The organism is Nocardia flavorosea, assembly GCF_015477805.1.
GTDB lineage: Bacteria > Actinomycetota > Actinomycetes > Mycobacteriales > Mycobacteriaceae > Nocardia > Nocardia flavorosea_A.
This window is the reverse complement of the sequence record NZ_JADLQL010000001.1, coordinates 1911918-1936303: the sequence shown is the minus strand read 5'-3', so window position 1 is coordinate 1936303 and position 24386 is coordinate 1911918. Positions and strand designations below refer to the sequence as shown.

The window sequence follows — 24386 nt, the reverse complement described above, 5'->3', positions numbered from 1 at the left end:
GGAATGGTCTACCGCATCGACCTCGGTGACGCCAAGCGTGGACATGAGCAGCGTGGCCGACGTTATGGAGTGGTTCTGTCACGCACCAACTGGTCGATGGTCACTGTAGTGCCGTCATCGACGAGCGCCGCGCCTGCGCGCTCGCGCCTGGAGGTGACTATTGCCGGCACAGCTACGCGATTGCTGGTCGACCAGGTGCGCTCGATCGACGCCCGGTACTTGGTCGGGGATCCCGTCGATTATCTTTCACTCGACGATATGACGCGGCTCGATTCGGTCATCAACAACTATCTGCGCCTCGGCCCGGGGTGAGATGGACGGTCTGTTCATCCCACGATTAGTGTGCCACGTGTGAGTGAGACGACTGTGCCGGAACCTGCCGATGTGCCCGAGGCCAAGGACGCGTCGACGGTGATGCTGGTGCGTGACGGTGTGGACGGTCCCGAGGTCTTCCTGCAGCGGCGGGCCGGGGCGATGGAATTCGCGGCCGGGATGACAGCTTTCCCCGGCGGCCGGGTGGACCCGGTGGACGCGGAGGTCGATATCGACTGGGCCGGGCCGGCGCCGAGCTGGTGGGGGCAGCGATTCGGGATATCCGAGGGGCGGGCCAAGGCGCTCGTCTGCGCGGCGGTGCGGGAGACCTTCGAAGAGTGCGGGGTTCTGCTGGCCGGTCCCACCGCCGATACGGTGGTCGCCGATACCACCGGTTACCGGCGGCAGCGGGAACGGATCGAGGGCCGTGATCTGACGCTGGCCGAGTTCCTGGCCGAGGAGAAGCTGGTGCTGCGCGCCGATCTGCTGCGGCCGTGGGCGCGGTGGATCACCCCGACTGTGGAGCGCCGCCGCTACGACACCCACTTCTTCGTCGCGCTGCTGCCCGCGGGTCAGCTGGCCGACGGGGCGACCTCGGAATCCGACGGCGTGCACTGGTCCACCCCGGCCGCCGCGCTGGCCACCTGGAAAGCCGGCGAACAGGTGCTGCTGCCGCCGACCTGGTCGCAGCTGACCTCGCTCGGCGACTACCCCGGTACCGCGCAGATCCTCGCCGCCGAACCCCCGATCGCACCGATCCAGCCGGAATTCGGCGAGGTGGACGGGAAGATGCTGCTGAAATTCCCCGACAACATGAGCTATTTCGCGGATATACCGGATGCGTCGCGGCTACAGGGGTCGAAAGGGATGCGCGATACCGACCCTTCGCTGCTGGGTGGTTCCGGGCGCGGCGGCGCCGGTTCGGGCGCCCGGTAGCGTATCGGCCCATGGCCGAATTCGTATCCCTGTCCCGGCTCGAACCCGACCACGCGGGCGGCTCCGGTCGCTGCGTGGCGGTGCTGCGGATCGCCCGGCCGCCGCTGAACCTGCTCGGCACCCAGTTGATCCGGGAGATCGCCGCAGCCGCCGCGGCCTGCGGCGCGGATTCCGGTATCGCGGCGCTGGTGGTCTACGGCGACGAGCGGGTGTTCTGCGCGGGTGACGATCTGGCCGAACTCGCCGGCCTTCCGGCGCAACAGGCCGCCGCCATGGCCGCCGATCTACAGACGGCCCTGGGCTGCCTGGCCCGGGTCCCGCAGCCTACGGTCGCGGCGATCAGCGGGTATGCGCTCGGCGCCGGGTTGGAACTCGCGCTGGGCGCGGACCGGCGGATCATCGGTGACAACGTGAAACTCGGCCTTCCGCAGATCGGCACCGGGATGATCCCGCTCGCCGGTATCCACCGGCTGTCGTCGCTGATCGGACCCGGCGCCGCCAAGGATCTCGTCTACACGGGGCGTTTCGTCGAACCCGACGAGGCCGCGCGACTGGGTCTGGTGGATCAGGTGGTCGCCCCCGACGATGTGCTCGAATCGGCGATCACCTGGGCCCGGCAGTTCGTCACCGGACCGGCCCGCGCGCTGGCGGCGGCCAAAGCGGTATTCGAAGCGGGAGAGCACGGCTGCGAACGGGCCCGTGCCGAATGGGTGCAGCTGTTCGATACCGCCGATCAACGCCTGGGAACACGGTCCTACCTGCGGGACGGGCCGGGGTCCGCCGAGTTCACCGGCACCTGAGCGAGGCATGGGCCACCCGGACCCACCCGGTGGTATCGAACCACCCGGAAGCAGAGGATAGGCGATACCTCCGCCTTCGCTCCGGCCGTGCGCGGACTGCGGATGGGCTCCGCCCAGCAGCACCCATTAGGCTCTCCGACCATGACGGTACGCCCCGACGACCCCGCACCACATCCGCACGCCACCGCCGCCGAGGTCGAAGCAGCATTCTCCGACACCAAGCTCGCCCAGGTGCTCTACCACGACTGGGAAGCGGAGACCTACGACGACAAATGGTCGATCTCCTATGACGAACGCTGTATCGAATACGCCCGCGGCCGGTTCGACGCCGCGGTCGGCGAGGCGGATCTGCCGTACGAGCGGGCCCTGGAGCTGGGTTGCGGAACCGGTTTCTTCTTGCTGAATCTGATGCAGTCCGGTATCGCGAAGACCGGTTCGGTGACCGATCTGTCGCCCGGCATGGTGAAGGTCGCGCTGCGTAACGCCGAGCATCTGGGCCTGGATGTGGACGGCCGGGTGGCGGACGCCGAAACCATCCCCTACGACGACGACACCTTCGACCTGGTGGTCGGTCACGCGGTGCTGCACCACATCCCCGACGTCGAACAGTCGCTGCGGGAATGCCTGCGGGTGCTGAAGCCGGGCGGCCGGTTCGTCTTCGCCGGTGAACCCACCACCATCGGCAACTTCTACGCCCGCAACCTGGGCAACATCACCTGGAAGGCCACCACCGCCATCACCAAGCTCCCGTTCCTGCGGGATTGGCGCCGGCCGCAGGAGGAACTGGACGAGTCGTCGCGGGCCGCGGCCCTCGAGGCCGTGGTCGATCTGCACACCTTCGATCCCACCCAGCTCGAGGAGATGGCCCGTTCGGCGGGCGCCGTGGACGTGGCCGCGCAGACCGAGGAATTCGCCGCCGCCCTGTGGGGCTGGCCGGTGCGCACGTTCGAGGCCGCGGTGCCCGACGAGAAGCTCACCTGGGGTTACCGGATGGCGATGTACCGGGCGTGGCTCGGGCTCAGCTGGGTGGACGAGAACGTGATGCGCCGGGTGGTTCCGCGCCAGTTCTTCTACAACGCCATGATCACCGGGGTGAAGCCGGCCGCCGGCAAGTAGATGGGGTACGGCTTCAGCGCGGCCGATATCGCCTATCTGGCGTCGCCGCCGGGCGCGGCCGCGCTGGCCGAGGTCGCGGAGCGGGAGCTCACGGCGGCCTCACAGTTGTCCGATGTGGCGGCGGTGCGCCGCGCGCACGGGGACCGGGCGCCCGCGTTGATCGAAACCGTGCGCCTGCGCCGCCGGGCAGCGGCCAAGCTGTCCGGAACGCAGGATTGGTTGTTCACCGACGACGCGCTCCAGCAAGCGACCCCGACTCTGGTGGCACGGCATCGCGCCGCCCGGCTGGCGGGCCGCGATGTGCACGATGTGACCTGCTCGATCGGCGCGGAACTGGTCGAGCTGGCGCGGGTGTGCCCCCGCGTGGTCGGCAGTGACCTCGATCCGGTCCGGCTCGCCATGGCCCGGCACAACCTGTCCCGCCCGGCGTCGGCCCGCTTCTCGGCCGCTGCCCGTGGTGAGCACTGGCCGGTATCGCGGCCCAGCGCAGGGCAGACGGACGGAAGGAACGAGTCGGCGCCGGATCGATCGGTTTCGGAGTCGCCGAATGCGGAGTGGGTTCCTGGGCACCCAGGCTCGGCTGCCGTATCTCGCAGCGCATCGGGAACGGAACCCGATACCGCGCCGGAACCGGAACCTCGCAACGTGGCGGAAGCAACACTGTCGAATACGCTCGTGGTCCGCGCCGATGCGCTGGCGCCGTGTACCGCCGGCACGGTGATCATCGCGGACCCGGCTCGCCGGGCGGGCGGTAAGCGCACGTTCGACCCGGCCGCACTGCAACCGCCGTTACCGGATCTGCTGGCCGCCTATCCCGGTCGGGATATGGCCGTGAAATGTGCGCCGGGACTGGATTTCGATCGGCTGGGCTGGCCCGGCGAGGTCGAGGTGGTCTCGCTGGACGGGGCGGTCCGCGAAGCATGTCTGTGGTCGCCGGGCTTAGGTGAACCGGGTGTCACCCGCCGGGCCACGGTGCTCACGGGGGCGGGCACGATCACCACTCTCACCGATGCCGAACCCGATGAGATCCCGGACCGGGCGCCGGGGGAGTGGATCGTCGACCCGGACGGTGCGGTGGTCCGTGCCGGGCTGGTCCGGCACTACGCGGCCCGCCATGGCTTATGGCAGCTCGATCCCCGGATCGCCTATCTCACCGGCGACCGGCTGCCCGCCGGTGTCCGCGGTTTCCGGATCGTCGATCGGCTCGAATTCCGGGAGAAGACCCTGCGGTCCGAACTCCGGCGCCGCAACTGCGGGCCGCTGGAAATCCTGGTGCGCGGTGTGGACGCCGACCCGGACGCGCTGCGTCGCCGTCTCAAGCCCAGCGGTTCCGAGCCCTACACACTGGTGGTCACCCGAATCGGCCGCACCGCCGCTGCCTTTCTGTGCCGTGCGTCCCGATGAGTTGCGCCGGCGGCTGCGCGGTGATCTCATCCGCACCGCGCCCGTCTCCGGCGTCGGTGCTCCGTGCCGGTTGTACCGGCACAGGGCGCGCTGTGCCCGGTGCCGCAGCATCCTCGGAGAGATCTCGGGTTGTGCGGGCTGTTCCCGGCGAGGTCACCCGGGTCTACCGGGCCGAGGTCGCGGCGGGCGGCCCGGTAGACCCGGGCATTCGCCTGGACCAGCCGAAATACACTGGTGCCGACTGTTCTATCGGTGTAGAAAGCAGGCAGCCGACCCGAGGAGTGCCATGGGAAACGAGTACTGGGAGCGCCCGCCACACCTGCGCGGCGATCATGTGCTGCTCCGTCCGCTGGAACCCGGCGACGCCGGCGATCTGACCGCCGCATACGACGATCCCGACACCCTGCGTTACTTCCCCGAAGGTATCGAGTCACAGCCTCCGTCGGCCGAAACCGTGGCCCATGCCCTTTCTTCGGGGCGTCAGGTGCTCGTCGCGGTGGACCTGCGCGACAACCGGATCGTCGGCACCACCTCGCTCTACAACACCGACGAGCGGCACGGCCGGGTGACCATCGGTTTCACCTGGTATTCGCAACGAGTCCGCGGCACTGTGATAAATCCCGAAGCGAAACTGCTGCTGCTGGACCATGTTTTCGGCACGCTCGGCGCCCTGCGCGCGGAATTCACTGTCGACGACCGCAATACGCGTTCCCGCGAGGCCGTCACCGCGCTCGGCGCGGTTCAGGAGGGGGTCCTGCGCCAGCATGCCGTGCGGCGGGACGGAAGCCGCCGGAACACGGTGGTCTACTCGATCCTCGCCGCCGAATGGCCCGGGGCTCGCGACCGGTTGACCGCCCGGATCGCCCACCGCGCAGCACACGGTGCGCCGCTGGATCCGCGGTAACCCGGCCGGAATCCGGTTCGGACGGCCCGCAGCTCGCAGCGCCGCGACTGCGGCCGTCGCGATACGGTGGTCGACCCGGTAAGCGCCGGCGGAGAGGCACCGCCCGCACGGACCACAGTGCGGCGGCAGCGGAGGTCGTATCACGAACAGGGGCGCGCCGGCCCGGCCGGGGTGCCGTCGATGAGCGTATCGCCGACGACGGAGGGCCGGCGACGCGGCGGATACCAGCGCATGCCGGCCGGGCTCCAGGTACTCCGTGTCGGTCGTGACGAGGCCGGCAGCAATCCCGGGCCCGCAGTGCGGGAAAGGGTCAAGGCAAACCGATGTACTCCGGTGGAGCGCCGAGTTTCGCCTCCAGGATCGGGATCGGTTTATCCATCGGCAGCCCGTTCTCGAACGAAAGAGTCCCGCTGGCGCCCAGGAACTTCCGGTCCGAGTGCAGTCCCTTCATCGCCTGCAGGACCGGGCCCGAATCCTTGACCTCCGGCACGAACGCGGCGGCATTCCGGATCGCCTGGACAGCTGTCACCACGGCATCGTGCTCCATGATGGCCGCGAAATCGTCCAGACTGCCGTCGGAGAAGTTCCGATAGCAGATGGGTCCCTCGCAATCGGGTGAGAACTGCTCGACCGAGAAGGGATTGAACCGATCGGGGTGATCCTCCCACGCCTGCGGATGTACGAGACCGGTGTACAGCACCCGGACGCCCGTTTCCAATGCCTTCCCGGCGGGCACCTCCGCGAGCTGGTAGTACGGCATATCGTCGGCGGTGACCACGTGGACCAGAGCGTCGTTGCACGGACGCGTGGCGAGCGCGGTGAGGAATTCCAGCGCCTCGGCGCCCCGGCCGGCGAAATAGATCGTGCGGGGTGCGAGCCGGCAGATATTCGGCATCATCATGTGGAACGCGATGGATACATCGCCGGCTTTGGAATCGAAGGTCTCCGGTCGTTCCACGAGACGCTGTGGATCGTCGGGGAATCGGGCCTGGAAGGCTTCGGCCAGGGTGCGGCCGTATTGGTCGGCCGGGCTGTCGTCGCGAACGATCAGGATCCGGTCGTCGCTTCCGGCGAGGAATTCGGCGGCGGCGCGTGCGTGTTCCGAGGCAGACGGCGACACCTTCAAGAAGCCCCGCCAGGGTGGGAGATTGTCGACTGTGAGAGTGGAGGCGATCACCGGCATCTCCCGGCGGGTGAGTTCTCCGATCGCGTCCAGCGCGTTCTGGAAACTGAATGAGATCCCGGTGACCGCGACGATCCGCTCGTCCACGCGACGTGCCTCGATCTCGTCGACGACCGTCGGCCAGGCGGCGAAATCAACGCCGGGATTGGCCAGCAGCAACCGGATCTTCGGGGTGCGCTGCCAGATACTGGTCTCGTTCGCGGCGAGCTGAGCCAGATGCGCGCCGGCGAGCCGGTGCAGGATTCCCGCCATCGTGACGTTGCCTTCGGCATTGCTGCCCGATGTCATCGGTGTGAGCAAGACGATGCTCACATACGGCTCCCCGGATTGCTCGACCGCGGAGTTCTGGGCGAGGATGCGATTCTCGATATCGGTGAGTTCGTCGGCGAACTTGTAGCTGCCGTCGGTGACTCCGACGCATTCGCCGCCCTCAGCGGTACGGACGACGCCGTCCGCGCAACGGTTGTCCGTTGCGAAGCGGCCGGGCAGCCAGATCGCCGCGGCTACGAGCAGCGCCACCCCCAGGAGCGCGGCGGGAATCCACCACCATTTCCGGTAGCCGGGCGGTGGCGGCTGGATCAGGGTGGTCATCGATACCTCTCCGCTCGTTCGTACAGCAGCAATGCCCCGCGGCCCAGGCCCCGGGCCAGCTGCCGGAATTCGTTCTCGATGGTGCGGTCGAGACTGCGTTGCGGATCACCGAGCGGATCGTTGGACACCCACAGCGCGGCGATCAGCCACGCCATCTCGTGCTCGGGTTCCAGACCGTTGTCCCGGACGATCGCTTCGACCTGTGTGAACGGGGTTCCGTCGGCATCCGGGCGGCGCGGCGCCGAAGTGATCAGGTCCAGATCGGAGAGCCAGGCGGTGGCGGTGGTATGGCCGAACTCCGTCTGCCCGGGCAGGAACGGCCGCTCGAGGTATTCGATGGCCGATCCGAGTTCGCCGAGGGCGAGATCGTGGTAGATGGCCGCAATTTCGGCCGCGGCCTCGCCTTCCGCGAATTTGCGCCGGTAGACATCCCGGCAGATCGTATGGGTGGCCTCCCAGTTCCGGGGATCGTCGAGTGCACGATCGGCGAGTTCACACAGCAGGATCCGGCGTAGCCAGGTATCGAGCACCATCTCCGGTTCCGGGGCGCCGGTGGTCCGGATCCACAGCCGGTTACGCAGTTCCTGGAGCAACGCCTCCCCGTCCGGCAGGGCGGTGTCCAGGATCTCCCGTTGATAGAGCACATCCACGGTGCGGCCGGCAGCGGCGGTGACCAGATCCCGCAGGCTTTCGGCGTCCGCGAAATCGCCCAGCAGCCGTTCGCGGGCCCGTTCCAGTACCGTGCCGGGGTCGTCGACCGGTTCCTGCAGGGGATCGTGGTGGGTGCCTACGGCGCTGGTGAGGACGGTTCGCGCGCCGGCGAGCGGGTCGTCGTCCCCGGTCCGGGCGAGCGCGGCGAGGACATCGGCGGTGGCGGCGGCGTTGCCGCCGGTCAGGGCACGGACGAAATCCGCGACCCGGGGCACCGAGCGCATCCGCTGGTCGGCGGCGAGATCCCCGGTGGTCTGCGCGCTCATCCGGCTCAGGTCCACCAGGTACCAGGGAAACCAGGAGGCCGCCGGATTCTCGGCGGACGCCCAGTCGGTGAAGATATCCGGCGGCGTGCGCGGTTCCGGCCAGTCGATACCCCCGGTCCGGTGCTCCGGTTCGCGGCGTTCGGCGATATCGCTGAAACGGTGCATTCCGGGCCGGTGCCAGCATTCGCTCCAGGCAGGCAGCCATTGCGCGCTGGTGGCGACGACCACCAGCGGATCGGGTTCGGCGCCGTTGCGCCGCCGCGCCTCGCGCAGTGTCTGCAGGAACAGCCTGCCCGCGGGGGTGTGCGCATTGTCCAGCAGCAGGACGGAATTGAGGGTGCGCCCCGTTCCTCGCATACCGCTGTAGGCATGCCGTAGATCGTGCAGAAATGCCATTCCGAAGATGGCGTCGGCTTCGGCGCGGGATTCCTCGTCACCGTGCGCCCATTTGGCGAGGTCGATGAGCATATCCGCACGTTCGACCTGATCACCGGTGAGCCGCGGCCCGCGTTTGATACGGCGCCGGATACTGAGCCGGTTCAGGCTCTGCAGCAGGCTTTCCACGGCCATACCCACCCACGGCGACAAACCTTCGGGAACCTGTCCGGCGGCCTCGAGGATATCGGCGACGCTCTGGCTGCGCGCTTCCATGGGCTGGGCGCTGGAGACGACCTGGCGCAGGCTCTGCAGCGCCGCCCGGCGGTTGTCGGCCTGCATGTGCAGTGTGCTGCCGACCGCCACCAGGCACAGCCACAATTGCGGAAAGGTGATGCTGCCGAACTGTGATCGTTTGCGGCCCAGTTCGAACGCGAGTTCACCGAAGACTTCGCGCGGGGCGCGCTCACCTCGCCCCAGATCGACCTGGGCGAGCGGCAATTTGGCGCAGCGTTGAGCGAGTGCCTGCAGGAGAACGGTTTTCCCGCTGCCGGGCGGCCCCACCGCGACAATCACCGGTAGCAACCGGCTCCGGCCGTCCGGCCGCTGGACCAACTGTTCGATCAGCTGCCCGGTGATCGGTTCCAGCCCATGCAAGACCGGGCCTTCTCCTGGCATCGCCCCTCCCGCCTTCGGCAATCGATATCCGGCATATCGGTGTCCGGCACCACAGTGTGAACCGGCGCTCGGGAGCAGACCGGGTGAACTGCTGGACGATATCGATCGGTGCAGCCATCGTAGGCAACTCCGCCCAGGCTGTTGGAGTAGCCACGAGATCGCAATACGAAACGGGCAGACGCGAATTGCGTTGCCGTTGCCGTTTCGCACACGATCGGTGCCCCGGGGAGGCGGCGCACTACCCCGGGGCGAGCCGGGTGGCGGGTCAGCCCGCCGTGGACGGTCCCGAAATCGACGCCGACAACGACGACAGCCAGCAGAGGGGAGTCGGCGGGTACTGCATGGTGCAGACGAGCCCGATATCGGCGGACGCCGCTCGTTCGGCCGCGGGGTGTGACTGCGGCACGAGCGGCACGGCCGCGGCGGTGGCCGCGCCCGCAACCGGGGTTATCAGCAGAGCCGAGGCCAGCAGGCCGGCCCGAAGAGTGCGACGCATGCTTACTTCCTTCCTGACCGGGAGGTACCGATCACGAGCGAAGATAGCGTCGATTCCGGATGCGGCCCAGCCCCGGGTTGCCCTGCCCGTGGTTTCGTGGGCAGGACGCCTGTGCGGGCTCGGGAAGATGTCCGGGCGCCGGGGTACGGTCTGCCCATGACCAGGTACGCGGCGTTGCTCCGCGGCATCATGCCCAGCAATCCGAATATGAGCAACGAGAAATTGCGCGGTGTGTTCACCGGGCTCGGCTACGAATCGGTCGCGTCGGTGCTGTCCAGCGGCAATATCGTGTTCGCCACCGAGGAGACCCCCGGTGCGGAGCTCGAGGCCCGTATCCAGGCGGCCTTGAACGCCGAGCTCGGGATCGCGGGCGGCACGATGATCCGTACCCACGCCGAGCTACGCGCCCTGCTGGACCGCGATCCCTTCGCCGGCTACACCCACGGCCGCGAAACCTATCTGACCGTGACCTTCTTCAAGGACGGTGCGCACTCCCGCGTCGAGATGCCCGTCGATACCGATCCGCGTACCGAGGTTGTCGGCTACGACGAGCAGGCGCGGGCCTTTCTCTCGATCACCGACAATTCCTCGCCGAACTCCCCGAATTTCATGGTGTGGCTGGAACGGAACTACGGCAAGGACATCACCACCCGCACCTGGCTCACCGTGCAACGCATCGTGAAGAAGATGGAATCGGTGAAATAGCGCGGCTCGAGAAGTGGCGGGCGCAACCGCGCGGGCCGCGTTTTCACGCGTCCTGCGTGACTCCGTTCTTCTTGCGTTCGATATCGGCGAGCGCGGCCTCACGGGCCGCGCGTTCGGCGGCACCCGCCTCCCACGTCGATTTGCGGTTCTTCACCACACGCGCGGGAGCGCCGACGGCGATGCTGTAATCCGGGATGTCGCCTTTCACCACCGCGTGCGCGCCCAGCACGCAACCCCGTCCGACCCGCGTCTCGCGCAGGACGGTGACCTTCGCGGCGATCCAGGTGTCGGGCCCGATCCGCACCGGGCTCTTCACGATGCCCTGGTCCTTGATCGGCATGGTGATGTCGTCCATGCGGTGGTCGAAATCGGTGATGTAGCACCAGTCCGCGACCAGTGTCGATTCGCCGATCTCGATATCGAGGTAGGTGTTGACCACGTTGTCCTTGCCGAACACGACCTTGTCGCCGATCCGCAGCGAGCCCTCGTGGCAGCGGATGGCGTTACCGTCGCCGATATGGACCCAGCGTCCGATTTCGAGCCGGCCCAGGCCGGGGGTGGCGTGCACTTCGACCCGTTTGCCGAAGAAAACCATGCCGCGCAGGATCACATGCGGATTGGCCAGCCGGAATTTGAGCAACCGGTAGTACCGCACCAGATACCAGGGTGTGTAGGCACGGTTGGCCACGACCCAGCGCAGCGAATCGCGGGTGAGGAAACGGGCCTGCCTGGGGTCCCGGCGCCGGGAACCCTGCCATCGTGTGCGCAACGGTGCGCCCCACATGCTCGTCACGACGTCTCTCCTGAATCTCTGGGCACGAGCGGTCGGCGCGCTCCGTGGTTCACGCAAGCCGCTGCCTGCTCGTGCCGGTATGCCGCGGCCCCCTACCGCCGAACAGCCTACTTTCGTGCTCCGCGGGCCCGGCCTATACCCTTCCGTTAATCTCACACATGGCCGGGGCGACAGGACGACGGAGGAGACCAGCAGGTGCGTATCGGCGGCGGCGTACGGACCGGGTCCTGGCTCGCGGTGATGGTCGCGGCGGTGGGGGTACTCACCGCGTGCGGGACCGATGTGGACGACATCACTGTCGGCCGGGGTCTGGGCTGGCCCGCGGCGGGACACGAGGCCCGCAACAGCAGCAATACTCCGGTCACCGGGTCCCGGGCGTTGAGCCTGCGGTGGTCGCGTCCTGTGGGCGGTCCCATCGCGCAGCCGGTGACGGTGGGGTCGGAGGGGCAGATCTTCGTGACCACCCGCACCGACGCGAACTGCGACATCTTCTCCTACCAGATGCCGACGGGCCGGAAACGCTTCTGCAACCCGCTGGGCCCGAATGCCATCTACTCGCCCACCCTGCTCGACGGCGCCAGCAATGTGTATGTGGGGCTGGACAGCGCAGTGGAATCGGCGAACTTGCTCGGCCAGCCGCGCTGGCGCACTCCGGTGGCCGGGGTGCCGGCCGGGATGCAGTTCACCGGCGACGGTCATCTGCTGGTGATCACTCAATCGGGTCAGGTGGATGTGCTGGAACGGCAGACCGGCAAACGGATGGTGCCGACCCAGCAACTGCTGCCGACCCCCGATTTCCTGCAAACCCCCAACCTCGACTGGCCGCCGGCCGGTGAAGGTCTCGAGGACTGCGCGACCGGCGGCCCGGATTGCGCGGTGGCCACCATCGCCGCGATGGACGTCGACTCCGGGCGGATCTACGCCACGGTGCGCAAACCCGGCGAACCCGATGCCGCCCTGGTGGCGTTGCGCTACGCCGACGGCAAGGTCGTGCAGGAGTGGAGCCGGGATATCCTGGCCGGGGGCAGCGCCACCGATCCTGCCCTCTCGGCGGACGGAGCCACCCTCTACATCGGTGACAACAGCCGGCGACTGCTGGCCGTCGATACGGCCGACGGCAAACCTAAATGGGAAGCCCACCTGGACTGGGAGCCGCGCCGCGGGATTTCGGTCTCCGACGACGGCCTGATCATCCCGGCCGGTGACGACGGCTACCTGATGGCCCTGCGCGATACCGGCACCAGCTACGAAACAGTGTGGGAGCGCAAGGACCTGGCCCTGCGCGGCGCCCCCGTGCAAACGGCCGGCGGAACCGGCTACGTCCCCGCCGCCATCGGTGACGGCCTGAATCTGATCACCTTCGATACCGCCACCGGCGCCACCGTCGACTCCGACGTCCTGCCCGGTGCGTCGGGCACCACGACCGGCACCGCCGTGGGCGCCGAGGGCGAGGTCGTGGTCGCCACCCGGATCGGGGAGATCTTCACCTTCCGCGAGAAACCCTGACCCCGGTATTCGACGACGCCGTTGCCGATCGGATCAGCCCAGCCCGAGTGATCCGGAACCGCCGCCCTCCGTGTCCAGGTGCCGGTGGCCCACCGTGACGCCGGCGTCGGCATTGCCTTCCACACTGCCGTCCACACCCGAGCGGTCGACCTCGGCCTCGGTTCCGGCCGAGGTTCCGGCGTCGACACCGACCTGTGGGAGAGCTCCGGCGGTGGCGCCGGTGAACAGCAGACCGGCGGCGGCGAGCGCAGGGACAACAGCGAAACGTGAGCAGTTCACAACGGCTGCGCCGGATCCCGTTCCGGGAGCGGGCGGCGGTCGATTTCGGGCCGGCCGAGCGGCGTGCGGACGCGGCGTTTCGCGCCGGAGTACACCCCGGCGGTTTCGGCGGCGACCACATCCCAGGCGAAATCCTCGGTGAGCCGGTCCCGGGCGGCTCGTGCGCGTTGCTGCGCGGCGGCGGGGTCGTCGAGAACCGCGATGACCGCGTCCACCAGACCGTCGACGTCCGCGGGTTCGAACGAGGCACCGGTTACGCCGTCGATCACGGCTTCGCCGAGCCCGCCCGCCGTCGAGGTGATCAGCGGTGTTCCGGTGGCTGCCGCTTCCAGCGCGACGATCCCGAACGGTTCGTACCGGCTGGGCAGCACGATGGCGTCTGCCCCGTGCAGCCAGCCCAGCAGTTCCGCATGGTCCAGCTGCCCGGTGAAATGCACCGCGCGCGCCACCCGGTGCACGCGGGCGCGTTCCCGCAGCCATTCGAACTGGGTGCCGGCCCCGGCGATGGTCAGTGTGGTGCCGGGGTGGGCGCGGCGGATGCGGGGTAGCGCGGCGATCGCGTCCTGGATACCTTTCTCGTATTCGAGCCGTCCTACATACAACAGGCGCGGCGGACCGCTACGTGGCGAGCGGGCGCGGAACGACCAGGCGCCCACGTCGATTCCGTTGCGGATCACGTGTACGGGAACCCGGTCCGGCCGGTAGAGCCGTTCCACCTCGTCCTGCATGGAGGTCGAGCAGGTGATGAGCGCGTCCGATTCGTTGGCCAGCCACCATTCGACCGAATGCACCTGCCGGTTCACCCGGCCCGCGACCCAGCCGCTGTGCCGGCCGGCCTCGGTGGCGTGGATCGTGGAAACGAGGGGGACGTCGTAGTACTCGGCCAGCGCGATCGCCGGATGGGCCACCAGCCAATCGTGCGCGTGCACCACATCGGGGGTCCAGCCCTCGCCGATACCGGGTTTGTCCAGAGCGACCCCGGCGCGCACCATCGCGTGCCCCATGGCCAGGGTCCAGGCGAGCATATCCTCGCCGAAATCGAAGATCGGCGGATCCTCGGCGACCGCCACCACCAGCACGCCTTCGGCGACGAACGAATGTGTGGGATGAGTGGCGGGGCTGGTTCCGGTGGGGCGCCGGGCGAGCACCACCACTTCGTTCCCGGCCGCCGCCAGCGAGGTCGCGAGGTGGTGGACATGCCTGCCCAGACCCCCGACGACCACGGGTGGGTACTCCCACGACACCATCAAGATCTTCATCGCGGTCCTTCTGCTGGATTGACGCGTAGCCTACGCGCGTCCAGGGCTCCGAACACGCCGTCGGCCACCGCCCATCCGGCCGCCAGTTCCCGTGCGCGGGCGAGTTGTCCGGCGCCGACGGCGCCCGCGATTTCCCGGACGGCGTGCGCATGCTGGTGGGCCCGGTCGCGGGCGTAGCCGGCGGCGGAATCCTTGCTGACCATGAACGCCCAGTCGCTGGACACCGTGAGGATGGCTTCGCGCAGCAGCTGATCGGCCACCCGGTCACGGCCGGTGGGTGCCGTGGCTCGCATCTTCGCTGTGGTGTCGAGTGCGAGCCGGACGATTTCGTCGTTCAGTTCCACCAGGTCGCGGACCTGGTCACCGGCCCAGACCCGCCAGTCCTTACCCGACCCCCACGAAGAATCGGTGAGCGGAACGGGATCGCCGACGAACCCGCGTGCGCGCGCATCCGCGAGGGTGCCGACGGTGATCCCGGCCTCCGGTAGCGCGCGCAGCACCTGGGCCAGCCACTGCGGGCCCTCGTGCCACCAGTGCCCGTACAGCTCGGTATCGAAGGCCGCCACCACCAGGGCGGGGCGTCCGATCCGCTCGGATTCGGTGATGAGCCGCTCCCGCACGGTGGCGACGAAATCGGCGACGTCTCGTTCGACCTGCGCCGCGGCCAGTTCGGGGTCGTAGGGCGCTTTGTCCGGCCCGGCGACGGCTTTCCCGGTGACCCGGGCGGGTTTGAGACCGGTGGCGTGGTCGTAGTGATGGAAGTCCCGGTAGGCGCCGTTGCCGGGGTAACCCGATTTGGGCGACCACACCCGGTAGCTGACCGTGAGATCGCGCCCGAACGCGACGACGGAGGAGTCGCGTACCGGCCGTCCGAGGGAGGTGTCCCCGCGCAGCGCGGGGCCGTCGACCATGAAATGTGTCACACCGGCGGCGGCGTAGCCGTCTTCCATTCCGGGCGTGAACCCGCATTCCGGTGCCCAGATGCCCGCCGGGGTGTGGCCCCAGCGCAGGCGCGCGTCGATGAGTCCCTCGCGCAGTTGGAAATCGCGCAACCGTTCGTCGAGCAGCGGCTGGAAGGGGTGGGCCAGCGGGCCGCCGAGCAGTTCGATCACATCGGCGTCCAGCAGCTGCCGCCAGACCGGGGCCGCGCCGTGCCGCCAGTTCTGTTCGAATTCGGCCAGGGCGGCCGCCGCGAGCCGGTGTTCGTGGCGGCCGAGCGTGCGGTTGCCGGCCATGGCGGCCTCATCGGCCCGCAACTGCCAGTTCCCGAGCCAGTGGTGCATGCCCGCGAGTGAATGTGGATCGTCGAGTTGTGCTGCGAGAACAGGGGTTATGCCGAGCGTCAGTAGATGCGAGCGGCCCTCCGCGGCCAGGGTGCGCAGCACCTCGACGACCGGCAGATACGAGGCCGCCCACGACTGGTAGAGCCATTCCTCGCCGACCGGCCACCGGCCGTGATGGGCGAACCAGGGGAGATGTGAGTGCAGGACGAGGGTGAACTGCCCGGGTACCGAGTTGCCGGTGTTGTTGCCGCTCACGGTTTCACCGCTCGGGCGACGAGGTCGAGGCTGGCGTCGATATCGGTGGGGGTCAGCGCGAAATCGTCGACGGTGATTGCCGCTACGTCGGCGGTGAGATCGGCCGGCCAGGGCTCACCGGCCAGCGCCCGCTCGATCTGCGCGTCGATGAAAGAGCCGCCGTGCTTTTCGTCCAGCGCGCGCAGGGTCGGTCCGTGGTGCACACCGGTCATGAGGTCCACCCGGAAGCCGGCTTCTTCGAGCAGTCCGGTCAATTCGGCGGCGTTCAGTTCGCGGGTGTGGAACGGGTTGAGCGGGGTGTCACGGCCGGGGGAGAAGGTGATCCGGTTGGGCGTGCTGATGAGCAGTTCACCGCCGGGGCGCAGGACGCGCAGGCATTCGCGCAGGAACTGCACCTGATCCCAGAGATGTTCGATCACTTGGAAATTCACCACGGTGTCGACCGTGTCGTCCGGCAGCGGAAGGGCCGCCAGGTTGCCGCGGATCATGCGCACCCGCGGATAGCGCGCGCGCACATGGGCGGCCGCGCCGCGGTCGTAGTCCAGGCCGATCACGGCGGCCGCGACCTCGGCGATCATATTCGCGCCGTACCCTTCACCCGATCCCGCCTCGAGTACCACCTTGTCCGCGCACCGCGACAGCAGCCGGTCGTAGACGATCTCGTGCCGGCGGAACCAGTAGTTCTCCTCCGCGATACCCGGCACCGTCCGCTCACCGGTCAACGGCAGCGGCTCCAGTGCTTCAGGGATGGCCGGTGCGGCGGGAATCACAGCCTCGCTCATTGCGACGAGGTTACTGGTACTGCCCGGTACACGGGTCCGCAGGGAGGCTCTGGGGCCGCCCGCGCTTGTAAGTTACCCGTCAGTAACTTAACGTAGGGTAATGTCTCGGCCTGAGCTACTCACATGGACGTACGGCCGCTGGAGATCGTGCGACCGCCAATACAGGTAACCAGAACAGGAGGTCGACGAAGACCGATGCCGAATATCGTCGTACTCATCAAGCAGGTGCCCGATACCTGGTCCGAGCGCAAGCTGACCGACGGTGACTTCACCCTCGACCGTGAAGCCGCCGACGCGGTGCTCGACGAGATCAACGAGCGCGCTGTCGAAGAAGCCCTCCTGATCAAGGAGGCGCAGGGCGGAGAGGTCACCGTGCTGGCCGCCGGACCGGATCGCGCCACCGAGGCCATCCGCAAGGCCCTGTCCATGGGCGCCGACAAGGCCATCCACATCAACGATCCCGCCATCCACGGCTCCGATACCGTCCAGACCGCGTGGGTACTGGCCGGTGCGCTGGGGCAGGTCGAGGGCGTCGAACTGGTCATCGCCGGTAACGAGGCCACCGACGGCCGCTCCGGCGCCGTCCCGGCCGTCATCGCCGAATACCTGGGCATCCCGCAGCTCACCCATCTGCGCAAGCTCACCGTCGACGGCGAGAAGATCACCGGCGAGCGGGAGACCGACGAAGGCGTGTTCAAGCTGGAGGCGACGCTGCCGGCCATCGTCAGCGTCACCGAGAAGATCAACGAACCGCGCTTCCCCTCCTTCAAGGGCATCATGGCCGCCAAGAAGAAGGAAGTGCAGACCTTCACCCTGGAAGATCTGGGCATCGACCCGTCGACCGTGGGTGTGGCCAATGCGGGCACCGCGGTGACCGCGTCCACCCCGAAGCCGCCGCGCACCGCGGGCGAGAAGATCACCGACGAGGGCGACGGCGGCACCAAGATCGCCCAGTACCTGGTCGGCCAGAAGATCATCTGAGTCCCCCGCACCCGCAGCAACTTCTAGGAGAAGAGACAAATGGCAGAAGTACTTGTGCTCGTCGAGCACGCCGACGGTGCGGTCAAGAAGGTGACCACCGAACTGCTGAGCGCCGCCGCGACTCTCGGTGAGCCGTCGGCCGTGGTGCTCGGTGTGCCCGGCACCGCCGACAAACTGTCCGATGCGCTGGCCGCGGCCGGCGCCGCCAAGATCTACGTCGCCGAATCCGACGATGTCGAGAACTACCTCATCACCCCGAAGGTCGATGTGCTGGCCGGCCTGGTCGAATCCGCCTCCCCGGCGGCCGTCCTGGTCGCCGCGAGCGCCGAGGGTAAAGAGGTCTCCGGCCGCCTGGCCGCCCGTATCGGTTCCGGCCTGCTGGTCGACGTCATCGATGTCAAAGCCGACGGCTCGGCCGTGCACAGCATCTTCGGTGGCGCCTTCACCGTCGACGCCAAGGCCACCGGCGATGTGCCCGTGATCTCCGTGCGCCCGGGTTCGATCGAGGCGAAGGCCTCGGCCGGCGCCGGCGAGAAGGTCACCGTCGAGGTCCCCGCGCAGGAAGAGGGTGTCGTCAAGGTCACCAGCCGCGAGCCCGTCGTCGCGGGTGACCGGCCCGAGCTCACCGAGGCGAATATCGTCGTCTCCGGTGGTCGCGGTGTCGGTTCCGCCGACAACTTCTCCGTGGTCGAGGCTCTGGCCGATTCGCTCGGCGCGGCCGTCGGCGCCTCGCGTGCCGCGGTCGACTCGGGCTACTACCCGGGCCAGTTCCAGGTCGGCCAGACCGGTAAGACGGTTTCCCCGCAGCTGTACGTCGCCCTGGGCATCTCCGGCGCGATCCAGCACCGGGCCGGTATGCAGACCTCGAAGACCATCATCGCGGTCAACAAGGACGAAGAGGCGCCGATCTTCGAGATCGCCGATTACGGCATCGTCGGCGATCTGTTCAACGTCGCCCCGCAGCTGACCGAAGAGGTCAAGAAGCACAAGGGCTGAGCGCCCCGCGGCCACGTCCGCGTCCGCTCACGACCGACGCCCGGCCGGTTCATCCGGCCGGGCGTTCGCTTTTCGGGCCCTCGGCGAGCGCATGCCCGGATATCTGTGGCGAAAATTACTCAGAAGTAGGTTTGAACCGCGTTGAGTGTATCCAGGTCGCAGGCCCGATCGGGCCGACAGTTAGGCTCACAACGGTGACCTCGTGGCAGTGAGTTCGTGGCGGATCCGAAAGCCCGAGCGCGGCCCGAGGGGGCCGGCCGACACGAGGTCACCGATGATGAGGAGGTACCGGATCCATGCCCGTTCTGCACGAGGAGCTACAGGAGATCTACGACGAGGTACTTCTCCGCAATGCGGGGGAGACCGAGTTCCATCAGGCTGTGCACGAGGTGCTGGACAGTCTCGCTCCGGTAGTGGCCAAACATCCCGCCTACACCGATGCGGCGGTGATCCGCCGCCTGTGTGAGCCCGAACGGCAGATCATCTTCCGGGTGGCGTGGGTCGACGATTCCGGCCAGGTGCAGATCAACCGGGGATTCCGGGTGGAGTTCAATTCCGCGCTCGGCCCCTACAAGGGCGGCCTGCGCTTCCACCCGACCGTGAACGTCGGGATCGTGAAATTCCTGGGATTCGAGCAGACCTTCAAGAACTCGCTGACCGGTATGCCGATCGGCGGCGGCAAAGGCGGATCCGATTTCGATCCGAAAGGCCGCTCCGATGCCGAAGTGATGCGTTTCTGCCAAGCATTCATGACCGAGCTCTACCGGCATATCGGCGAGCACACCGATGTCCCGGCCGGTGATATCGGCGTCGGCGGCCGGGAGATCGGCTACCTGTTCGGGCAGTACAAACGCATCACCAACCGCTTCGAATCCGGTGTGCTCACCGGTAAGGGGCTGGCCTGGGGCGGATCGCAGGTCCGCACCGAAGCCACCGGTTACGGGGTGGTGTTCTTCGTCGACGAACTGCTGCGGACCCGGGGCGAGGGCTTCGACGGTAAGAAGGTCATCGTCTCCGGCTCCGGGAACGTGGCCCTCTACGCGATCGAGAAAGTGCAGCAGCTCGGGGGCACGGTGATCGCCTGTTCCGATTCGAGCGGCTATATCGTCGACGAAGCCGGTATCGACCTCGATCTGCTCAAGGAGGTCAAGGAACAGCGCCGGGGCCGGATCTCCTGCTATGCCGACGAACGGGGTCGCTCGGCGCGGTTCGTCGAAGACGGGTCGGTCTGGGATGTGGCATGCGATATCGCGCTGCCCTGCGCCACCCAGAACGAGCTCAACGGCCGGGATGCGGCCACTCTCGTGCGCAACGGTTGCACGGTCGTCGCCGAAGGCGCGAATATGCCGTGCACGCCCGAAGCAGTGCGCGTGTTCGGAGAGGCGAAGGTCGGGTTCGCGCCGGGTAAGGCCGCCAACGCGGGCGGTGTCGCGACCAGTGCCCTGGAAATGCAGCAGAACGCTTCCCGGGACTCGTGGTCGTTCGAATACACCGAGGAACGCCTCGCCGAGATCATGCGCGGGGTGCACGATCGCACCCTCGCGACCGCCGACGAATACGGTTCCCCCGGCAACTATGTCGTCGGCGCGAATATCACCGGTTTCATCCAGGTCGCGGATGCCATGCTCGCCCAGGGTGTCATCTGATCGGTAGATCGGACGGTCTCCTCGCCGCCGGCCGACGATGTCACGACGCCGGGGGGACCGTGTGGCGGAAGGGGGCCGTCCGGCTCGTGGACGGTGCCGCTCGATCTCGGGACCCGCGGTACCGGGGCGATCGTTTTCCGGTCCGGGCCCGATCGTGCAAGCGTCTCGCCTGCCGCGCAATGGTACTCGAGGTTGAAACGCGCGTAGGCCCGCAGACCGATGTGGTCGGCAGCCGAGATCGCGAGAATGGTGGGAAGCCCGCCGCCGAGGCGGGCATCCGACTGGAGGGCATATGAAACTGGAAGCCGGGCAGGTTGCTGTCGTCACCGGCGCCGCGAACGGTATCGGTGCGGCGACCGCCGCCGCGTTGGTGGAGCGGGGGCTGCGGGTGATCGTGGCCGATATCGATTCCGAGGCGCTGACGAAAACCGCTACCGAGCTCGGCGACCGGGCGATCGCCGTGCCCACCGATGTCGCCGATATCGAGCAGGTCCGTGCGCTCGCCGACCGGACGCTCGCCGAATTCGGCCACATCGACCTGGTTTTCAACAACGCCGGAATGGGGGCGGGTGGGCCGAGCTGGGAAATCACCCTCGCCGACTGGCACCGAGTCTGGGCCGTGAATGTCGGCGGAGTCGTGAACGGTATCCACGTATTCACGCCGCATCTGATTGCCGCCGGACGAGGGCATATCGTCAACACGGCTTCATTGGCGGGGCTGACAGTCGGTCTGTTCGGTGCGCCGTACGCGGCGAGCAAGGCGGCGATCATCTCGATGTCGGAATCGTTGCGGGGTGAACTGGACCTGATCGCGCCGGAGGTCGGCGTGACAGTGTTGTGTCCGGGCCCGGTGGACACCCAGATGTTCCGAGGTCTCGCCGAGCTCGCCACTGCGCCGGAGGACCGGGCACCGGACGCGGAGACGTTGCCGCCCGAAGTAATGGACAAGCTGGCACCAATGATGGAAGGCGTCGCCGAAATGGCGAAGGAGATGATCCCGGCGTCCCGGGCGGCGGAAATAATCCTCGGTGCGGTGGAATCCGGAAAGCTGTACGAAACCACGCATCCGGAGATGGCGGCCGCTGCTCGGGAGCGGATCGATACGATTCTCGAGTCTTTCGGTACCCCGGCCTGAACCGGATCGGCGACCTCGCCGGGCCGGTTGCAATTCCGGCCCGGCGAGGCCCCCGCCCGATCGCTTGCTCACAAGGCGCGGTCATTGGTCCTCGGCCATACCCTCGAGCAGGGCCAGGGCCTGCTCACGCATCTCCACCTTGCGCACTTTCCCCGTGACCGTCATCGGGAATTCGTCGACCACGTGCACATAGCGGGGGATCTTGTAGTGCGCCAGCCGGCCGTCGCAGAATAAGCGCAGCGCCGCGGCGTCGAGGGCGGGGGCGCCCGGCCGCATCCGGACCCAGGCCATCAGTTCCTCGCCGTATCCGGCGTCGGGGACACCGATCACCTGCGCGTCGAGAATATCGGGATGGGTGTAGAGGAACTCCTCGATTTCGCGCGGGTAGATGTTCTCCCCGCCGCGGATCACCATATCTTTGATGCGCCCGGTGATGGACACATAACCGGCGTCGTCCATGATCCCGAGATCGCCGGTGTGCATCCAGCGGGCCGCGTCGACGACCTCCGCGGTTTTCTCCGGGTCCTCCCAATAGCCGAGCATGACCGAATAACCCCGGGTGCATACCTCACCCGGTTCCCCGCGCGGCAGCGTCCGGCCGCTCACCGGATCGACGATTTTGATCTCCAGATGCGGGCCGACCTGCCCGACCGTCGCCGTGCGCTGGTCGATACTGTCGCCCGCCCGGGTCTGGGTGGAAACCGGTGACGTCTCGGTCATTCCGTAGCAGATGGTCACGTCGCTCATTCCCATTCGCTCGATGACCTGCTTCATCACCTCCACCGGACACGGCGACCCCGCCATGATCCCGGTCCGCAGCGTCGACAGCCGGTAGTCGCCGAAGCCGGGTTCGGCGAGTTCGGCGATGAACATGGTCGGCACTCCGTACAGCGATGTGCACCGTTCTTGCTGTACCGCGGCGAGAGTGGCCGCGGGATCGAACGCCGGCGCCGGGATGACCATCGTCGCCCCATGACTGGTGCAGGCCAGGTTGCCCATGACCATGCCGAAGCAGTGGTAGAAGGGGACCGGGATACATACACGGTCCTGCTCGGTATAGCCGCAGATCTCGCCGACGAAGAACCCGTTGTTGAGGATATTGTGGTGGCTCAGCGTCGCCCCCTTGGGGAAACCCGTGGTGCCCGAGGTGTATTGGATATTGATCGGATCGTCCGCGGCCAATCTGCCCTGGGCGGCGGCGAGCGCGGCCGGGTCGGCATCGCGTCCCGTCGACAGCACATCGGACCAGTCCGTGCTGCCGAGCAGTACCACCCGTTCCAGGGCCGGGCACTTCGGCCGGACCTCGTCCAGCATTGCGGCGTAGTCGGAGGTTTTGAACGAAGCCGCGGCGAACACCATCCGGACGCCGGCCTGCCGGAGCACGTATTCGAGTTCGTGCGCGCGATAGGCGGGATTGACGGTGACCAGTATCGCGCCGATCTTGGCAGTCGCGTACTGGACGAAAACCCATTCCGGACAGTTGGGCGCCCAGATCGCGACCCGGTCTCCGCTGCCGATTCCTGCCGCGAGCAATCCCGAAGCCAGCGCGTCGATTTCCGTAGCGAGCGCGCGGTACGTCCAGCGCCGGCCGCCGGCCACATCCACCAGGGCATCGTTATCGGGGAAGGTGGCCACCGTGCGATCGAAGTTGTCACCGATCGTGTCTCCGAGCAGTGGAACATCCCACGCGCCGGAGGCATAGCTCTTCTGCGCTGTACTCATCACCGGTCCTCTCCCGGCGCCCGTGCGGACGCCTTGTATCCAGGGCCGTAGGCGTACCTTTCGGCCGCGTGACCCGATGAGATAGTGATACATGTCACTGTTGCGCGGCCACCCCCGAATGGGGGTGCAACGGGCCTGGGGCCGGTGACGTCGCGGCTGCCTCTCGTAATCGCCGGTACGTACCCCGCTGGATTCCCTAGGCGGTGTGCTCGCTGTAGCGGGCGGTGATCGCGGCGGCGCGGTCGTGCAGGCGGATGCGTAACCACTGCGGGGCCAGGGCTTCGGCGTCCATGGCGAGTTGCCACAGTGCCCATTCGGCATGCCGGGAGTCCTGGAAGGTCACCTCCATCCGCAACCGGCCGTCGGCTTCGGTTTCTTCGCTGCGCACGGCGAGGGCTGTATCCACCAGCTCGTCTCGGCGGCCCGGATCCACCCGGGTCAGTACTGTGACCTGGTTACCACCCACCCGGAACCGTGTGCTGCGTTCCCGCCAGGCATCGTGCAGGTCGACCCGGTCGCTTCGCTGTGCGGGTTCGTCCAGTTCTTCGGCGGCCAGCAGCCGCGACAGCCGGTAGGTGCGGTCCGCGCCCGAGCGGGTGGCCAGCAGATATCCCTGGCCGCGCACCATGACCAGGCCGATCGGGTCCACAGTGCGCCAGTCCGGCGCCCGGTCCACGGCCGCGTAGTGGATCCGCAGCTTGTGCCCGGCCAGCACCGCACGCCGGACCGCGGCCACCACGGCGTCGGGTATGTCGTCCTCGGTCACCCGGCGCGCGAGTAGATCGGTCCCGGGTTCGATGAGCAACCGCTGGGCCGCTTCGTTCGCTGCGGTCCGATAGCTTTCGGGCAAGGCGTCGACCACTTTCAGCATGGCCGATGCGAGCGCCGAACCCAATCCGAAAAGCTGTGCTCCGCGCCGTGTTCCGGCGACCAGCAGGGCCAGCGCCTCCTCGTGGTTGAGTCCGGTGAGTTCGGTGCGGAAACCGGGCAGCAGTGCGAAACCCCCGTGCCGGCCGCGCTCGGCGTACACCGGGACGCCGGCTGCGGACAGGGCTTCGATATCCCGCAGCACCGTACGGGTGGATACCTCCAACTCGCGGGCGAGCGTGGCTGCCGACAACCGGCCGTGCCGGCGCAGCAGCAGCACCAGCGAGACCAACCGGTCGGCGCGCATGCCGGGAAATCTACCCGGAATACCTGACCGGGGATGTCGTGATTTCTCGGGAGACTCGTCGGCGTAGGACTTTTCCGATGAATCGAATGGAGCCGAAA

General features: G+C 67.8%; 22 protein-coding genes. 12 read left to right on the top strand and 10 right to left on the bottom strand.

Annotation, left to right across the window (positions count from 1 at the left end; translation table 11 throughout):
• Window positions 1-3 precede the first annotated feature (3 nt).
• The 6 genes from IU448_RS08675 to IU448_RS08650 all read left to right on the top strand — a co-directional run bounded on the left by IU448_RS08675 (window position 4) and on the right by IU448_RS08650 (window position 5472).
• On the top strand, window positions 4-312 hold the full coding sequence (locus tag IU448_RS08675) for a type II toxin-antitoxin system PemK/MazF family toxin (protein ID WP_324188537.1): 309 nt from the start codon (window positions 4-6) through the stop codon (window positions 310-312).
• A gap of 102 nt (window positions 313-414) precedes the next feature.
• Entirely contained in the window at window positions 415-1248 is an 834-nt protein-coding gene (locus IU448_RS08670; RefSeq protein ID WP_228812550.1) for an NUDIX hydrolase, read from the top strand.
• Between the two features lie 11 nt (window positions 1249-1259).
• On the top strand, window positions 1260-2048 hold the full coding sequence (locus IU448_RS08665; RefSeq protein WP_195054869.1) for an enoyl-CoA hydratase-related protein: 789 nt from the start codon (window positions 1260-1262) through the stop codon (window positions 2046-2048).
• A gap of 141 nt (window positions 2049-2189) precedes the next feature.
• The gene (locus IU448_RS08660) at window positions 2190-3164 is read left to right on the top strand and encodes a class I SAM-dependent methyltransferase (protein ID WP_195054868.1); all 975 of its coding nucleotides are present in this window, start codon (window positions 2190-2192) and stop codon (window positions 3162-3164) included.
• Window positions 3165-4568: a THUMP-like domain-containing protein gene (locus IU448_RS08655; RefSeq protein WP_195054867.1), complete on the top strand. Its 1404-nt coding sequence runs from the start codon at window positions 3165-3167 to the stop codon at window positions 4566-4568.
• A gap of 286 nt (window positions 4569-4854) precedes the next feature.
• Window positions 4855-5472 carry a GNAT family N-acetyltransferase gene (locus tag IU448_RS08650; RefSeq protein ID WP_195054866.1) on the top strand — a complete coding sequence of 206 codons (618 nt, stop codon included), beginning with the start codon at window positions 4855-4857 and terminating at the stop codon, window positions 5470-5472.
• Between the two features lie 310 nt (window positions 5473-5782).
• Here the strand turns inward: IU448_RS08650 and IU448_RS08645 are convergent, their stop codons facing one another.
• The 3 genes from IU448_RS08645 to IU448_RS08635 form a co-directional block, all read right to left on the bottom strand.
• Window positions 5783-7246 (bottom strand): hypothetical protein, encoded by a 1464-nt coding sequence (locus IU448_RS08645; protein ID WP_195054865.1) that lies wholly within the window; start codon window positions 7244-7246, stop codon window positions 5783-5785.
• On the bottom strand, window positions 7243-9276 hold the full coding sequence (locus IU448_RS08640) for an ATP-binding protein (protein ID WP_195054864.1): 2034 nt from the start codon (window positions 9274-9276) through the stop codon (window positions 7243-7245). The genes IU448_RS08645 and IU448_RS08640 overlap by 4 nt, the downstream gene beginning before the upstream one ends.
• Before the next feature lie 265 nt (window positions 9277-9541).
• On the bottom strand, window positions 9542-9772 hold the full coding sequence (locus tag IU448_RS08635) for a hypothetical protein (RefSeq protein ID WP_195054863.1): 231 nt from the start codon (window positions 9770-9772) through the stop codon (window positions 9542-9544).
• A 156-nt stretch (window positions 9773-9928) separates the two neighbouring features.
• Between IU448_RS08635 and IU448_RS08630 the strand changes: the two genes are divergently transcribed.
• A complete protein-coding gene (locus IU448_RS08630) occupies window positions 9929-10477 on the top strand; it encodes a DUF1697 domain-containing protein (protein WP_195054862.1) in 549 nt (182 codons plus the stop codon).
• A gap of 43 nt (window positions 10478-10520) precedes the next feature.
• Here IU448_RS08630 and IU448_RS08625 read toward each other — a convergent pair whose 3' ends face one another.
• A complete protein-coding gene (locus IU448_RS08625; RefSeq protein ID WP_195054861.1) occupies window positions 10521-11270 on the bottom strand; it encodes an acyltransferase in 750 nt (249 codons plus the stop codon).
• A 195-nt stretch (window positions 11271-11465) separates the two neighbouring features.
• On the opposite strand from IU448_RS08625, the gene IU448_RS08620 reads away from it, so the two are divergent.
• Entirely contained in the window at window positions 11466-12776 is a 1311-nt protein-coding gene (locus tag IU448_RS08620) for a PQQ-binding-like beta-propeller repeat protein (RefSeq protein WP_324188536.1), read from the top strand.
• A gap of 33 nt (window positions 12777-12809) precedes the next feature.
• On the opposite strand, the gene IU448_RS08615 is transcribed toward IU448_RS08620, so the two are convergent.
• Genes IU448_RS08615 through IU448_RS08600 form a run of 4 tightly spaced genes read right to left on the bottom strand, consistent with a single transcriptional unit; the run spans window position 12810 to window position 16634 of the window.
• The gene (locus IU448_RS08615; protein ID WP_195054860.1) at window positions 12810-13055 is read right to left on the bottom strand and encodes a hypothetical protein; all 246 of its coding nucleotides are present in this window, start codon (window positions 13053-13055) and stop codon (window positions 12810-12812) included.
• Window positions 13052-14314, bottom strand: coding sequence for a glycosyltransferase family 4 protein (locus IU448_RS08610; protein WP_195054859.1), 1263 nt, complete (start codon window positions 14312-14314; stop codon window positions 13052-13054). The genes IU448_RS08615 and IU448_RS08610 overlap by 4 nt, the downstream gene beginning before the upstream one ends.
• Window positions 14311-15852 (bottom strand): 1,4-alpha-glucan branching protein domain-containing protein, encoded by a 1542-nt coding sequence (locus IU448_RS08605; RefSeq protein ID WP_195054858.1) that lies wholly within the window; start codon window positions 15850-15852, stop codon window positions 14311-14313. The genes IU448_RS08610 and IU448_RS08605 overlap by 4 nt, the downstream gene beginning before the upstream one ends.
• Complete coding sequence (locus tag IU448_RS08600; protein WP_195054857.1) at window positions 15849-16634, bottom strand: class I SAM-dependent methyltransferase; 786 nt, start codon at window positions 16632-16634, stop codon at window positions 15849-15851. The genes IU448_RS08605 and IU448_RS08600 overlap by 4 nt, the downstream gene beginning before the upstream one ends.
• 195 nt (window positions 16635-16829) lie before the next feature.
• Between IU448_RS08600 and IU448_RS08595 the strand changes: the two genes are divergently transcribed.
• The 4 genes from IU448_RS08595 to IU448_RS08580 all read left to right on the top strand — a co-directional run bounded on the left by IU448_RS08595 (window position 16830) and on the right by IU448_RS08580 (window position 21392).
• The gene (locus IU448_RS08595) at window positions 16830-17615 is read left to right on the top strand and encodes an electron transfer flavoprotein subunit beta/FixA family protein (protein ID WP_195054856.1); all 786 of its coding nucleotides are present in this window, start codon (window positions 16830-16832) and stop codon (window positions 17613-17615) included.
• A gap of 39 nt (window positions 17616-17654) precedes the next feature.
• Entirely contained in the window at window positions 17655-18611 is a 957-nt protein-coding gene (locus IU448_RS08590; RefSeq protein WP_195054855.1) for an electron transfer flavoprotein subunit alpha/FixB family protein, read from the top strand.
• Window positions 18612-18907: 296 nt separating this feature from the next.
• Window positions 18908-20257 carry an NADP-specific glutamate dehydrogenase gene (gdhA, locus tag IU448_RS08585; RefSeq protein ID WP_195054854.1) on the top strand — a complete coding sequence of 450 codons (1350 nt, stop codon included), beginning with the start codon at window positions 18908-18910 and terminating at the stop codon, window positions 20255-20257.
• Between the two features lie 292 nt (window positions 20258-20549).
• Window positions 20550-21392, top strand: a complete 843-nt coding sequence (locus tag IU448_RS08580; RefSeq protein ID WP_195054853.1) for an SDR family oxidoreductase — start codon at window positions 20550-20552, stop codon at window positions 21390-21392.
• A gap of 81 nt (window positions 21393-21473) precedes the next feature.
• Here IU448_RS08580 and IU448_RS08575 read toward each other — a convergent pair whose 3' ends face one another.
• Both IU448_RS08575 and IU448_RS08570 read right to left on the bottom strand, forming a co-directional pair.
• Window positions 21474-23114 carry an AMP-binding protein gene (locus IU448_RS08575; RefSeq protein WP_195054852.1) on the bottom strand — a complete coding sequence of 547 codons (1641 nt, stop codon included), beginning with the start codon at window positions 23112-23114 and terminating at the stop codon, window positions 21474-21476.
• A gap of 196 nt (window positions 23115-23310) precedes the next feature.
• Window positions 23311-24288: a helix-turn-helix transcriptional regulator gene (locus IU448_RS08570; RefSeq protein WP_195054851.1), complete on the bottom strand. Its 978-nt coding sequence runs from the start codon at window positions 24286-24288 to the stop codon at window positions 23311-23313.
• Window positions 24289-24386: the final 98 nt, after the last annotated feature.